We start from the raw sequence: 13864 nt of genomic DNA on the forward strand, positions 1-13864 counted from the left end.
TATCTCGGCAAGCAATAAGCGGCGGTTTTTTGACGACCCAACACTGACTTACAAGACAGAATCGTAAGCGCTGGAAAAATGACACACCTTTAAGAGGCCCGATATAGAGCATCCGGGTGACATCGGTACGCTTTTCTTGAACAACCTGGCTGCACGCGTCGCTGAATGCAGACGACATCAGAGGTTGGCGAGTGAACCAAGACCGAGCGGGAGGCCGGGTCAAATCGCAGGCACAAAAAAAGCGACCCTGAGGTCGCTTTCTTTGTAGCTACAGAGAGTTCAAGGGCTCTGTAGCAAATATGGCGCAGCGGACGGGACTCGAACCCGCGACCCCCGGCGTGACAGGCCGGTATTCTAACCGACTGAACTACCGCTGCGTATCGCTCGGACTTGCGTCCGTTTGAAACTTTGAAACCGTTGACTGAAAGCTTCGGTGCTTTTCAATCGCAAACCAGGCAAGCCTGATTTGTACAAATATGGCGCAGCGGACGGGACTCGAACCCGCGACCCCCGGCGTGACAGGCCGGTATTCTAACCGACTGAACTACCGCTGCGCGTCGGTTGGTGGTTCTTTTCAGAACGACCTTCCCTTGCGGGAAACTCAAGAAGTGGTGGGTGATGACGGGATCGAACCGCCGACCCTCTGCTTGTAAGGCAGATGCTCTCCCAGCTGAGCTAATCACCCTTTGCTTCGTTGAGGCCGCGAAATTTACGCATCTATCGAAGCTAAGTCAAGGACAAGATTGAACTTTTTTTTAAAAAAGCTAAAACCGATAAACCTCGACTATTACCCACGACAGCTACGCCCTACGCTTCGTAGACCATTTTCTTGCTCATGCCGCCGTCAACCACAAATTCCTGCCCCGTCACAAAACCGGCATTGCGCGACAACAACCACGCCACCATCGACGCCACATCTTCGACAGTGCCGACACGCCCTGTCGGATGTTGGGTGTGGTCGGCGTCGGTGAGCGGCTGCGCACGACGCACCGAGGGGTCGCGAGCATCAATCCAGCCGGGGCTGACCGCATTGACCCGGATCTCCGGCCCAAGGCTGATGGCCAACGCATGCGTCAACGCCAACAGCCCGCCTTTACTCGCCACGTAAGCCTCGGTATCGGGCTCGGATTGGCGGGCGCGGGTTGAAGCCAGGTTGACGATGGCACCGCAGTGCGCACGCAAGTAAGGCGCACAATGCTTGGCCAACAGCATCGGCCCGGTCAGGTTGACCGCCAACACCCGGTTCCAGTGCTCAAGGTCGAGACTTTCGAGGGTCATGTTGTACGGATCGGCAATGGCAGCATTGCTCACCAGTGCATCCAGACGGCCAAACTGCCCAAGCACTTGAGCCACGCACTGGATAACGTCCGACTCAAGCGCCACATCCATCGCCACAAACCAGGCATTTTCGCCCAGCACCTTGGCCACTTTGGAGCCGCGCACACGGTCAATGTCAGTCAGCACCACTTGCCAGCCTTCACTCACCAGCCACGCGGCAATGCCCAGGCCAATACCGCGCGCTGCGCCGGTCACCAGCGCTACACGCCCGTTACCGGCCGCGTGCGCTTCTAGAATCAGGTCGGTCACAGTGCGGCGAGACCTCGCGCCAGATCGGCTTGCAGGTCGGAGACGTCTTCCAGGCCAACGGCTATGCGGATCAAGCTGTCACGAATACCCGCTGCTTCACGCTCCTGCGGCGCCAGGCGACCATGGGACGTGGTGGCCGGGTGGGTAATGGTGGTTTTGCTGTCGCCCAGGTTGGCGGTGATCGAAATCAGGCGTGTGGCGTCGATAAAGCGCCAGGCGCCCTCTTTGCCACCTTTGACTTCAAAACTGACCACGGCACCAAAACCACGCTGCTGACGCTGAGCCAGTGCGTGTTGCGGGTGACTCTTGAGGCCCGCGTAATGCACTTTTTCGATGCCGTCTTGCTGCTCCAGCCACTCGGCCAGGGCCAACGCACTGGCGCAATGAGCACGCATACGCAAGTTGAGGGTTTCCAGACCCTTGAGGAAAATCCACGCATTGAAGGGGCTCAAGGTCGGCCCGGCCGTGCGTAAAAAACCGACCACTTCTTTCATCTGCTCGCTGCGCCCTGCAACAACACCCCCCATGCAACGACCTTGGCCGTCGATGAACTTGGTCGCTGAATGCACCACGATGTCGGCGCCCAGTTTGAGCGGCTGTTGCAGTGCCGGCGTGCAGAAACAGTTATCTACTACCAGCATCGCGCCTTTGGCATGGGCCACTTCGGCCAGGGCCGCAATGTCGACCAGCTCGGCCAGCGGGTTGGAAGGCGATTCTACGAACAGCAATTTGGTATTGGGTTTGATGGCGGCGTCCCAGCCCGACAACTCGGCCAGCGGCACATAGTCGACCTGCACACCAAAGCGCTTGAAATACTTTTCGAACAGACTGATGGTCGAACCAAAGACGCTGCGCGAGACCAGAATGTGGTCACCGGCGCTGCACAGGCTCATCACTACCGACAAAATAGCGGCCATGCCCGTGGCCGTGGCCACTGCTTGCTCGGCACCTTCGAGTGCAGCAAGGCGCTCTTCAAAGGCGCGCACCGTCGGGTTGGTGTAACGCGAGTAAACGTTGCCTGCTGCCTCGCCCGAGAACCGCGCAGCCGCATCAGCAGCCGTACGGAACACGTAGCTGGAGGTCAGGAACATGGCGTCACCGTGTTCGCCCTCAGGTGTGCGGTGCTGACCCGCACGCACCGCCAAGGTGTCGAACGCTACGCCCTCAAGGTCGCTATCCAGCCGACCGGCATCCCAATCCTGACTCATACTGACCACTCCTTGCTGTATATCGCACCAATGCAAACCGGCCCATCAGGGCCGGTTCGGTGAAGCCTTAGTTGTTGTAGATGCCGATGGTGGCGCCCACACCTTGCGCTATCACCTTGGAGGCATCGTTGCGTGCACGCTCGATACGCTCCAGGTAGTTGTCATCGATGTCGCCGGTCACGTACTTGCCGTCAAAGACCGCACAATCGAACTTCTCGATCTTGATTTTGCCGCCGCCGACCGCGTCGATCAGGTCTGGCAAGTCTTGATAAATCAGCCAGTCTGCGCCGATCAGGTCGGCAACGTCCTGGGTGCTGCGATTGTGTGCAATCAACTCGTGGGCGCTTGGCATGTCAATGCCGTACACGTTGGGGTAACGCACCGCCGGCGCCGCCGAGCAGAAGTAAACGTTCTTGGCACCCGCTTCGCGCGCCATCTGGATGATCTGCTTGCAGGTGGTGCCACGCACGATCGAATCGTCGACCAGCATCACGTTCTTGCCACGAAATTCAAGCTCGATGGCGTTGAGTTTCTGGCGCACGGATTTTTTGCGTGCAGCCTGGCCCGGCATGATGAAGGTACGGCCGATGTAACGGTTTTTGACAAAGCCTTCGCGGAACTTGACGCCCAAATGGTTCGCCAGCTCCAGTGCAGCGGTACGGCTGGTGTCTGGAATCGGGATGACCACGTCGATGTCGTGCTCTGGGCGTTCACGCAGGATTTTCTCGGCCAGCTTCTCACCCATGCGCAGGCGTGCCTTGTACACCGACACGCCGTCGATGATCGAGTCCGGGCGCGCCAGGTACACGTGTTCAAAGATACACGGCGTAAGTTGCGGGTTAGCCGCGCACTGACGGGTATGCAATTTGCCATCTTCGGTGATGTACACCGCTTCGCCCGGCGCGAGGTCGCGGATCAGGGTAAAGCCGAGCACGTCCAGGGACACGCTTTCGGAAGCGATCATGTACTCGACGCCTTCGTCGGTGTGACGCTGACCGAACACGATCGGACGGATGCCGTTAGGGTCACGGAAACCGACGATGCCATAACCGGTGATCATCGCAACCACGGCATAGCCACCGCGGCAGCGATTGTGCACGTCGGTGACAGCCGCGAAGACGTCTTCTTCGGTGGGCTGCAACTTGCCGCGCTGGGCCAGTTCGTGTGCAAACACGTTGAGCAGCACTTCCGAATCGGAGTTGGTGTTGACGTGGCGCAAGTCAGATTCGTAGATCTCCTTGGCCAGTTGCTCAACGTTGGTCAGGTTACCGTTATGCGCCAGGGTGATGCCGTAAGGCGAGTTGACATAAAACGGTTGAGCTTCAGCTGAAGTCGAGCTGCCTGCGGTTGGATAGCGCACGTGGCCAATGCCCACGCTGCCGACCAGACGCTGCATGTGACGCTGATGAAACACGTCACGTACCAGCCCGTTGTCCTTGCGCAGAAATAACCGGCCGTTATGGCTGGTTACAATACCGGCAGCATCCTGGCCGCGGTGCTGGAGGACGGTTAGCGCGTCATACAGCGCCTGATTGACGTTCGACTTACCGACGATACCGACGATGCCACACATGCGACGCAACCCCTACTTTATGGATCTGAACTGAACATCACTCACTTGGGCTGGATAGCCGGCAAGAGATGCTCCTTGAACGGAATATCAGCGGGTACGCTGATACCGCTGGCGAGCCACTGACTGCTCAATCCCAAAATGAGATTTTTTGACCAGTCGGCAACCAATAGAAATTGTGGCAAGAGCCGTGACTCTTGCCACCACGAGTCCTGCTGTACCGGCCCCAGGCTTAACAACCCGACTGCCACGACCACCAGCAATGCGCCACGCGCTGCGCCGAAGGCCATGCCAAGGAACCGGTCGGTCCCGGACAACCCGGTGACGCGAATCAGTTCGCCGATAAGAAAATTGATCATTGCGCCGACCAGCAAGGTGGCGACAAACATGATGGTGCACCCGACGATGACGCGGGCGGAAGGTGTTTCGATGTATCCGCTGAGATATTCCGACAGCGAACCACCGAACATCCAGGCGACGACCCCGGCAATGATCCAGGTGCACAGCGACAACGCCTCTTTAACGAAGCCGCGCTTCAAACTGATCAGTGCGGAAATGGCAATCGTTGCAACGATTGCCCAGTCAACCCAAGTAAATGGCACAGTGCAGCCTACGGACAGATAAGGCGGCGCATTTTAGCAGAGCGCCGCCGCTCAGGTAAGGCGATTTAGCGGTGCATTCGCGATCCGATGAAACCTTTTTTCACGCTTAGCCACGTTCCGGCTGGAAGCGAACCACAAAACCTTTGAGGTTTTGCTGTTTACCCAGCAAATCCCGCAGGCGATCGGCTTCTGCACGCTCAAGCAGCGGCCCCACAAACACCCGGTTCATTCCACCTGACGTGCGAACGTAAGCGTTATAACCTTGATTTCGAAGGGTTTTTTGCAGGTTATCAGCGCTCGCCCGATTGGACAGGCTGACCAATTGCACGGACCAACTGATAGGCAAGCCATTGGCATCGATGCGTTTTTGCGTGGTGTCCAGCTTGGCGGGGGCCTGAGCCACCGTCTGGGCCGGAGTGACCGCAGGCGCTTTTGGCGCCGGGGCCGGCGGTTTTGCGACTGCCGGAGTCACCGGGACAGGCGTCGGAGCGGGCGGGGTTGCAACCACTTCCTCAACAGGCATCGGCTCTTGGGCAATCACCTGCGGCTGTGGCACAGCGACCGGTTCGACCTGAACCTGCGGCAGCACCGGCACCTGAGGCGCGGTGGGCGCATCGACCTGAATCTGGCGCTGCTCGTCCTGACGCGAAAACAGCATCGGTAAAAAGATCACCGCCAATGCCACCAGCACCAGCGCGCCCACCATGCGTTGCTTGTATGCCTTATCCAGCAAAGCCATGTGCTGCCTCCTGCGTCGCATGCCGCTCCAGCCACTCAAGGGCTTCGGCGACACAATAGAAAGAACCGAACAACAGAATTTCATCGGCCGGGGATGCCCGTTCGCATTGAGCTTGCAACGCAGCAATGACGCTGTCATGGGCGGTTACGGATGCACCGTGACGCTGCAATGCGGCCTGGACTTGCATCACGGGCCGCGTGCGACTTGTATCAAGCGGTGCAACCGCCCAATGCTCGATCGGTGCGGTGAATTGCGACACTACGCCATCCAGGTCCTTGTCGGCCAGCAAACCAAACACCGCGAAGCGCTTGCCGGTTATGGGACGCTGAGCCAGACGCTGCACCAAATAGTGCGCCGCATGGGGGTTGTGACCCACATCCAGCAGCACATTCAAGGTTTTACCGTGCCAATTAAACTGGCGACGATCAAGCCGCCCGGTCACACGCGTGGCTTTGAGTGCCTGAACAATACGCTCCGGCTGCCAGGGCAAATCCATCAGCGCGTAGGCTTGCACGGCCAGCGCTGCGTTTTCCATCGGCAAATCCAGAAGCGGCAGATCACGCAACTCGACAACCCCGCCCTGCCCGTTCAGACCGCGCCAATGCCAGACCTGATCGGTGGTGGCCAGGTCGAAGTCACGACCGCGCACAAACAGCGGGCAACCCAGCTCATTGGCTTTGTCCAGTAATGTGTGCGGGGGATTGAGGTCACCACACAGCGCGGGCCTGCCCGGCCGAAATATGCCGGCCTTTTCAAACGCCACGGATTCGCGGGTGTTACCCAGGTATTCGACATGGTCGACACCAATACTGGTGACCAGCGCCAGATCAGCATCCACCAGATTGACGGTATCCAGTCGCCCGCCTAGCCCGACTTCCAGCACCACCGCATCAAGCGCGGCACGCTCAAACAGCCACAAAGCGGCCAGCGTGCCCACCTCAAAGTAGGTCAGGGAAATCTCGCGACGGCCTGCTTCAACGGCCGCAAAGGCCTCGCACAGCAGTTCATCTGACGCTTCAACGCCGCAGATTTGCACGCGCTCGTTGTAGCGCAACAGGTGTGGGGAGCTGTAAACCCCGACGTTAAGCCCTTGCGCCTGGAGTAATGAGGCCACAAACGCACAGGTCGAGCCTTTGCCGTTGGTGCCGGTCACCGTTATCACCCGAGGCGCAGGCTTGAGTAGCCCCATGCGGCTCGCTACCTCTCGCGAGCGCTCCAGGCCCATGTCGATGGCCGATGGATGCAACTGTTCAAGATAGGCGAGCCACTCGCCAAGGGTGCGCTGGGTCATAGATTCGCTGGAGCCGGAGGTACAACGATGGTTTCAACAGGCGGTGCCACGAACACAGGCGTTGGCAGGCCCATCATTTGTGCAAGCAGGTTGCCCAGGCGTGGGCGCAGCTCCTGACGCGAAATGATCAGGTCGATTGCGCCGTGCTCCAGCAGGAACTCGCTGCGCTGGAAGCCTTCTGGCAACTTTTCACGCACGGTTTGCTCAATCACACGCGGACCGGCAAAACCGATCAGCGCTTTAGGCTCGGCAACAATCACATCACCCAACATCGCCAGACTGGCCGAAACACCACCGTAAACCGGGTCAGTGAGCACCGAGATAAACGGAATGCCTTCTTCGCGCAGACGCGCCAATACCGCCGAGGTCTTGGCCATTTGCATCAGGGAGATCAACGCTTCTTGCATGCGCGCACCGCCGGAGGCGGCGAAGCAAATCATCGGGCAACGGTTTTCCAGTGCGTAGTTGGCCGCACGGACAAAACGCTCGCCCACGATGGCGCCCATCGAGCCGCCCATAAACGAGAACTCAAACGCTGACACCACAACCGGCATGCCCAACAGCGTGCCGCTCATGGAAATCAGCGCGTCTTTCTCGCCCGTTTGTTTCTGCGCACCGACCAGGCGGTCCTTGTACTTTTTGCTGTCACGGAACTTAAGGCGGTCAACCGGCTCCAGGTCTGCACCCAGCTCGGCACGGCCTTCGGCATCCAGGAAGATATCAATGCGCGCACGTGCGCCAATGCGCATGTGGTGATTGCATTTAGGGCAAACGTCCAGGGTTTTTTCCAGCTCTGGGCGATAAAGCACTGCATCGCAGGACGGGCATTTGTGCCACAGGCCTTCAGGTACCGAACTCTTTTTGACTTCGGAACGCATGATCGAAGGAATCAGCTTGTCTACCAACCAGTTGCTCATGCTTTTTTTCTCCAGTACCGGCGACCCGAACGCTGGGTTCAGGCCCCGTGTATGCCCTTGAGCTAATTCATTAGGTGTGTGGCGATGGTTGCAAACCCCTGCGGTCGGCACTCGGCAAACCAGCATCGACCTTGCAACCCTCAGCCTTCCCGACAACACACTACAGAGCGGCTGCCACTTTAATTTCTGCCCGTCTAACCACCGGGCCCGTCTGCTTTACAGCAGCGGTAATGATGGACGGTGGCAGACAGCCAGCCGTCACATCGTGCATCAGGCTGTTGCGCGAACAACCTGCATGAAGGCACGAATCCTGTCGTGGTCCTTGATGCCTTTACTGATTTCTACGCCGCCGCTGACATCCACAGCATACGGGCGCACCTGAGCAATGGCTTGAGCCACATTGCCCGGCATCAGGCCGCCCGCCAGAATAATCGGCTTGCTCAGCCCTTGAGGTATCAAAGACCAGTCAAAGACCTCACCGGTTCCCCCCGGCACACCTTCTACGTAAGCATCCAGCAAAATACCGCTGGCACTTTGATAAACCCTGCACGCCTGTGCGATGTCATCACCCGCCTTCACCCGCAGCGCCTTAATGTAAGGCCGATGGAAGCCCTCACATTGCTCAGGGGTTTCGTCACCGTGAAATTGCAGTAAATCCAGCGGTACGGCATCCAGGGTTTCGTTCAGTTCGCATGCGCTCGCATTGACGAACAAGCCAACGGTCGTCACGAACGGCGGCAAGGCCGCAATGATCGCCTGTGCCTGCGTGGCACTGACAGCACGCGGGCTTTTGGCATAAAACACAAAACCTATCGCGTCGGCCCCAGCGGCAACGGCTGCCAGCGCATCGTCTATGCGGGTAATACCGCAGATCTTGCTTCGAACGACTGACATATCGAGTTCACCCCAAGGCTTTGCGCGCGAAAGTGCCGGATGGTAACAAATGGTTTTGCAGGCGTCAGCCGTCCAGTTCGCTAAAACCGGTCAGGAAATGCGGACCAATGTAACGTTGAGGCAGTGCGAACTCATCGTGGTATTCAACCTGGACCAGATACAGGCCGTAAGGATGCGCCGTCACGCCGCCTGAACGACGCTCACGACTTTCCAGCACCTCTTTTATCCACTCGACCGGGCGCTCACCACTGCCAATGGTCATCAGAACCCCGGCGATGTTGCGCACCATGTGATGCAAAAAAGCACTGGCACGAATATCCAGCACAATCATCTGCCCGTGCCGAGTCACTCGCAGGTGATGCATGTGCTTTATCGGTGATTTGGCCTGGCATTGACCCGCCCGGAAGGCGCTAAAGTCATGCACGCCCAGCAAATATTGAGCAGCCTGCGCCATACGCTCGACATCCAGCGGACGATGGTTCCAGGTCACTTCCTGGTTCAAGTGCGCCGGGCGTATTTGATCGTTGTAGATGACATAACGATAACGCCGGGCAACCGCCTTGAATCGCGCATGAAAATGCGCAGGCATGACCTGAGCCCAACTCACGCTGATGTCATGGGGCAAATTGATATTGGCCCCCATGACCCAGGCTTTCAGCGAGCGCTCGGCCTGAGTATCAAAATGCACCACCTGCCCGCACGCATGTACACCTGCATCGGTGCGGCCTGCGCACAACAATGACACGGGGGATGCGGCGACTTTGGACAGGGCGTTTTCCAGGGTTTCCTGCACCGTCAGCACTCCATTGGTCTGACGCTGCCAGCCGCTGTAACGCGAGCCTTTGTACTCCACCCCCAACGCAATGCGGGAAAAACCTTCAGCCGCCATTTCAGCGGCGGCGTTATCTAAATTTGCCAAGGACTTACAGCCTGCTCATGAACGCAAAGGCGGGCATTATAAGGCGCACCCGCCAAGACGCCATGAAACAAATGCAGCCCGGCGACGATTGTAAGTGGCACGAGCATTGCCCCAAACAACAACGGCAGCCCTCAAGGCTGCCGTCATGTGTTGCGTACGTTCATTTCAACGAAGGTTAGCCAACATTTCCTTGGCTTCATTGCGCTGATCAACACTGCCTTCGCCCAGTACCTCGGTCAGAATATCCCGCGCACCATCAACGTCCCCCATATCGACATAGGCTTGCGCCAAATCGAGCTTGGTGGCGGTTTCATCGGTGCCTGAGAGGAAGTCGAATTCAGGCTCCTCACCTTGCTCCACGGCATCATCCGCCTCGAACTTGGCTTTATTGGCCAGCGGGTCAGCAAGAGGTGGATGTTCAAGACTTTGCGACAAGCGCTCCAGCTCGGCATTCACTTCGTCCAGTTCGACAGAAAAACTGTCGGGAGCAGCCGTGACATCTTCATCGGCCAGCGACAGGTCAAAGTCGGCAGGCATATCCAGATCATCGTGACCCTCGACATCGAACAAGGGCGATTCAACGTCAGACAAGCCTTTAAGCTCGTCCTCCAGCCCCAAAAGGTCATCGTCAGCCAGTGTCGGTGCGACCTGCTCATCGGCCGACAAGTCCAAATCAAAGCCCGACAGGTCTTCGCTTGACGCTTGGGCCTCGGCTTGCTGTGCCATCACAGCCTCAAAACTCAGCGCTTCATCTACCGCAACAGGTGTGGTCTCCAGGCTTGGCTCCAGTGCCAGGTCCGCAGGCGAAGCGGCTTCGAGATCATCCAGGCTCAAGTCGAAATCATGTTCGAACTCATCAGCAGCCAGCGGTGCTTCTGGCGCAGGCTCGACCTTGGGTTCGCTAACCGGCTCATCCTGAAGCATGTCTTTGACAAACTGCACCTCAAGTTCAGCGGCAACAGCAGCCGAGGCAATACCGCCAGCCGCTACCGCGACCATGGCTGGATAACGGCTTTTGAGCTGCTCAACTTCAGCGTGGTTCTTGCCATTGGCAACCAATTGGCGCTCTTGCGCGACAAACGCATCACGCTCGCCCAACTCGCCATGCACCTGCATCAGCTTGAGACGTAAATCACTGCGTTGCGGCGCTTGTTCAAGCGCGGACTTGAGCAGTTCTTCAGCTTCTTTGAATTGGCGGCGGGTGATCAAATGCTCAGCTTCAACCAATACATCGGCGTCCGGTTTGGCTTGGGTCGCAGCTGCGGCGACGGCCGCCGCAGCCACGGCCGCAGCAGCCACCACCGGCGCCACAGACTCAACGACCGGAGCAGGTGCAGGTGCAGGTGCAGGTGCAGGTGCAGGTGCAGGTGCAGGTGCAGGTGCAGGTTCGAGTTTGACGCTGGGCGGCGCAACCTCAAGCCCTTCGAAGCTGCTTTCGGGCATTTCCAGGTCCGCTGCAAACTCTGACTCTTCTTCAAGAGCACGCGCCATGCGCAGATGTTTTTCAGCCGCTTGCTGCGCTTTACGCCGACGCGCCAGCAGCAACATAAGCATTAACAACAGCAAGACCGCGCCACCGCCAATCAAACCCAGCAACAGCGGGCTGCTCAGCAGGTCCTGGATGCTGCGCTCCTCGGTGCTCGCATCGCCTTCAACCGGTGCAGGAGGGACTGCTGTGGCTGGCGTGCCTTCGGTGGCCGGTTCGATATCGGCTTCTGGCGAATCAGGCGCCTGAGCGACTAACTGCGCAGGCGCAGCCGCCACGGCCTCAGTGCCCGGCGCATTGCCCGCTTGCAGCTTGGCCAACTGGTCGTTTTTCAATTCGATCAGGCGTTGCAGCTTGTCCAGCTGGCTTTGCAAGTCCTGCATGCGGCTTTTAAGCTCGGCATTTTCACGACGACTGGCATCCAGACCCTCTTGGGTCGTCGCCAGTTTATCGCTCAAATTCTGTGCGTCGCCGGCAGCGCCTTTACCCGATGCTTTGGCCGCTTGCGCAGAGACCAGGCTCAGGTTATCGCCAGTAGCGGCCTTTGCAGGCGCGAGCGGTGCTGCTTTACGCCCCGTCGCATCGACTTGCTGCGCTTGCGGAGCAGTACGGCGACCGTTGCGCCAGTCAGCATTCTGCGCGGCCACCTGCGCCATCGCCTTGGCGTGCGGCAACTGCGTGCTTTGCGCCGCATCGGGCAAACGCAACACTTGGCCGGTTTTCAAGCGGTTGATGTTGCCATTGATGAAGGCGTCAGGGTTGAGCGCTTGAATCGCCAGCATGGTTTGCTGGACGGAGCCGCCGTTACGCGCCTTGGCAGCGATTTCCCACAAGGTGTCACGCGCCGAGGTGGTGTATTGCGTTGACGCGCCAGCCGCTGCAGGCTGTGCAGACGCTGACGCGGCAGCTGCGGTTTGTGGCGAGAACTTGGCCGGATCAAGCAAGACGCTGTAGTCGCGCAGTAAACGGCCGTTGGGCCACATCACTTGCACCAGAAACTTTACGAAGGGTTCGGACAACGGCTGGGTGGACGTCACACGCAGTACGCTTTTGCCCTCAGGGTTGATCACGGAGGTAAAGCGCAAGTCATTGAGGAATGCTGGGCGCTGAACGCCTGCCTTGGTGAACTCTTCAGGCGGCGCCAGGCTTGGCACCACCTCTGCCGCTGTTAGATCCTTGATATCCAGCAATTCTATTTCGGCAAGCAGTGGCTGGTTCTGAGTCGACTTCAGCGTCAGTTCCCCGAGCCCAAGCGCCTGTGCCATACCGGATGACAGCGCCGAAGCGGCGGCTATTGCTAACACTAATTTGCGAACTTTAACCATAGCCTCTTCCTTATTGGTACAGAACCCGTCCTGCGAGCTCTGTGTAGCTGCTGCCTTAAGACGATGCCCGCACTGCTCAGGTGCCCGGCAATCATCCCATTACGCTTTACGAGCCCTGACAGCAGCTGAACTGCAACGATTGGCCGTCTGGCTAGAATCATTCTGCAAATTGACGCCAAGTATCTTTTACAGTGGGGCTTTTATCAACAACTCGGCCACTTGCACGGCATTCAATGCAGCGCCTTTACGTACGTTATCTGACGTTAACCACAGATTAAGTTCAGAAGTATCGTCCACGCCGTGGCGAACACGACCTACATACACTACATCCTGGCCCACTGCATCACCCACCGCAGTCGGATAGTCGCCCGCCTCGACCAACTCGATACTATCGGCCGCTTCAAGCAATGCATTAACGGAATCCAGGTCTACCGGCCCGGCCAGTTGCACCGAGACACTGAAGCTATCGCCAAAAAACACCGGCGCTTGAACGCAGGTCACCGCCACTTTGAGGGCAGGCAGGCCGAGCACTTCACGCAACTCACTGACCAGGCGCTTTTCTAGCGGCACATGGCCCTGAGCGTCGGGTTTGCCGACTTGAGCCAGCAAGTTGAAGGCCATTTGACGGTCAAAAAACGTCGATTCCAGCGGCCGTAGATTGAGCAATTCGGCCGTTTGACGCGCCAGCTCTGATACCGCTTCGCGACCTTGGGCCGAAACAGCCAGGCACGCCGTCACGTTCACCCGCTGAATATCGAGCACGCCGCGCAAAGGCGCCAATACCACCGCCAATGCGGTGGCAGAGGCACTTGGGCTGCTGACTTGCACCGGCTTGGCCAGCCCCTTGAGTACGTGCGAATTGGCTTCGGGCACGATCTGCGGCGCCTGCACGGCGGGCAATGCACCGGACAAGTCAATGATTGTGCAACCAGCGGCACTGGCTTTGGCGGCATAACTTAGCGTCACGGCGGGCCCGGCGGCAAAAAACACCAACTGCACGGTACTGAAATCAAACGCGTCGACTTCACGCACTCGCACATTTTTACCGCGGTAAGGCACCGAGCTTCCGGCCGATTCGATACTGGCCAGCAAATGCAATGCTGTGATCGGAAAATCACGTTCTTCGAGAATTTGAACAAGGGTTTCGCCGACAGTGCCGGTGGCGCCAACGACGGCGATATCAAAGGACTGGTTCATGTAGCTACCTCAGGCGAAACATTGGGAGCGGCACTTTACCGGGCACAACCCCGGTAGGCAACGCACGGTGGCGCCGTTCAACAATCAGACAAACATTACACCCACTAAAAAGCCCGCGACTCTTGCGAG

Annotated in this window: 11 protein-coding genes and 3 tRNA genes; all 14 read right to left on the minus strand. The window is 58.3% G+C overall.

The genetic code is table 11. The annotated features are described in order from the left end of the window. Positions 1–300: 300 nt before the first annotated feature. The 14 genes from GYN01_RS00865 to GYN01_RS00930 all read right to left on the minus strand — a co-directional run bounded on the left by GYN01_RS00865 (position 301) and on the right by GYN01_RS00930 (position 13735). A tRNA-Asp gene (locus GYN01_RS00865) sits at positions 301–377 on the minus strand. Positions 378–477: 100 nt separating this feature from the next. Then, positions 478–554: transfer RNA gene (locus tag GYN01_RS00870), tRNA-Asp, on the minus strand. 55 nt (positions 555–609) lie between these two features. Then, a tRNA-Val gene (locus GYN01_RS00875) sits at positions 610–685 on the minus strand. A 122-nt stretch (positions 686–807) separates the two neighbouring features. Then, positions 808–1575 carry an SDR family oxidoreductase gene (locus GYN01_RS00880; protein ID WP_420850372.1) on the minus strand — a complete coding sequence of 256 codons (768 nt, stop codon included), beginning with the start codon at positions 1573–1575 and terminating at the stop codon, positions 808–810. 8 nt (positions 1576–1583) lie between these two features. Continuing rightward, a complete protein-coding gene (locus GYN01_RS00885) occupies positions 1584–2795 on the minus strand; it encodes an O-succinylhomoserine sulfhydrylase (protein ID WP_048399466.1) in 1212 nt (403 codons plus the stop codon). Between the two features lie 67 nt (positions 2796–2862). After that, positions 2863–4368 (minus strand): amidophosphoribosyltransferase, encoded by a 1506-nt coding sequence (gene purF, locus GYN01_RS00890; RefSeq protein ID WP_203306454.1) that lies wholly within the window; start codon positions 4366–4368, stop codon positions 2863–2865. 41 nt (positions 4369–4409) lie between these two features. Continuing rightward, positions 4410–4967 (minus strand): CvpA family protein, encoded by a 558-nt coding sequence (locus GYN01_RS00895; protein WP_048365424.1) that lies wholly within the window; start codon positions 4965–4967, stop codon positions 4410–4412. Positions 4968–5073: 106 nt separating this feature from the next. Beyond that, the gene (locus tag GYN01_RS00900; RefSeq protein WP_203306455.1) at positions 5074–5706 is read right to left on the minus strand and encodes an SPOR domain-containing protein; all 633 of its coding nucleotides are present in this window, start codon (positions 5704–5706) and stop codon (positions 5074–5076) included. Beyond that, entirely contained in the window at positions 5690–6997 is a 1308-nt protein-coding gene (gene folC, locus GYN01_RS00905) for a bifunctional tetrahydrofolate synthase/dihydrofolate synthase (RefSeq protein WP_203306456.1), read from the minus strand. The genes GYN01_RS00900 and folC overlap by 17 nt, the downstream gene beginning before the upstream one ends. Further along, positions 6994–7914 carry an acetyl-CoA carboxylase, carboxyltransferase subunit beta gene (gene accD, locus GYN01_RS00910; protein WP_048365421.1) on the minus strand — a complete coding sequence of 307 codons (921 nt, stop codon included), beginning with the start codon at positions 7912–7914 and terminating at the stop codon, positions 6994–6996. Before accD ends, folC begins: the two co-directional genes overlap by 4 nt. A 270-nt stretch (positions 7915–8184) precedes the next feature. Beyond that, complete coding sequence (locus GYN01_RS00915) at positions 8185–8808, minus strand: phosphoribosylanthranilate isomerase (protein ID WP_048399462.1); 624 nt, start codon at positions 8806–8808, stop codon at positions 8185–8187. 64 nt (positions 8809–8872) lie between these two features. Next, positions 8873–9697: a tRNA pseudouridine(38-40) synthase TruA gene (truA, locus tag GYN01_RS00920; protein WP_048365545.1), complete on the minus strand. Its 825-nt coding sequence runs from the start codon at positions 9695–9697 to the stop codon at positions 8873–8875. Between the two features lie 195 nt (positions 9698–9892). Next, on the minus strand, positions 9893–12538 hold the full coding sequence (locus tag GYN01_RS00925) for a motility hub landmark protein FimV (protein ID WP_203306457.1): 2646 nt from the start codon (positions 12536–12538) through the stop codon (positions 9893–9895). Positions 12539–12724: 186 nt separating this feature from the next. Then, positions 12725–13735 (minus strand): aspartate-semialdehyde dehydrogenase, encoded by a 1011-nt coding sequence (locus tag GYN01_RS00930; protein ID WP_203306458.1) that lies wholly within the window; start codon positions 13733–13735, stop codon positions 12725–12727. Positions 13736–13864: the final 129 nt, after the last annotated feature.

Origin of the sequence: Pseudomonas weihenstephanensis (assembly GCF_016812185.1) — a bacterium.
GTDB classification, from domain to species: Bacteria; Pseudomonadota; Gammaproteobacteria; order Pseudomonadales; family Pseudomonadaceae; genus Aquipseudomonas; species Aquipseudomonas weihenstephanensis.

Excerpts from the sequence above, each read along its gene's own strand:
- GYN01_RS00885 (WP_048399466.1), bottom strand. The coding sequence starts at position 2,795 with ATGAGTCAGGATTGGGATGCCGGTCGGCTGGATAGCGACCTTGAGGGC.
- purF (WP_203306454.1), bottom strand. The coding sequence starts at position 4,368 with ATGTGTGGCATCGTCGGTATCGTCGGTAAGTCGAACGTCAATCAGGCG.
- GYN01_RS00900 (WP_203306455.1), bottom strand. The coding sequence starts at position 5,706 with ATGGCTTTGCTGGATAAGGCATACAAGCAACGCATGGTGGGCGCGCTG.
- folC (WP_203306456.1), bottom strand. The coding sequence starts at position 6,997 with ATGACCCAGCGCACCCTTGGCGAGTGGCTCGCCTATCTTGAACAGTTG.
- accD (WP_048365421.1), bottom strand. The coding sequence starts at position 7,914 with ATGAGCAACTGGTTGGTAGACAAGCTGATTCCTTCGATCATGCGTTCC.
- GYN01_RS00915 (WP_048399462.1), bottom strand. The coding sequence starts at position 8,808 with ATGTCAGTCGTTCGAAGCAAGATCTGCGGTATTACCCGCATAGACGAT.
- truA (WP_048365545.1), bottom strand. The coding sequence starts at position 9,697 with ATGGCGGCTGAAGGTTTTTCCCGCATTGCGTTGGGGGTGGAGTACAAA.
- GYN01_RS00925 (WP_203306457.1), bottom strand. The coding sequence starts at position 12,538 with ATGGTTAAAGTTCGCAAATTAGTGTTAGCAATAGCCGCCGCTTCGGCG.
- GYN01_RS00930 (WP_203306458.1), bottom strand. The coding sequence starts at position 13,735 with ATGAACCAGTCCTTTGATATCGCCGTCGTTGGCGCCACCGGCACTGTC.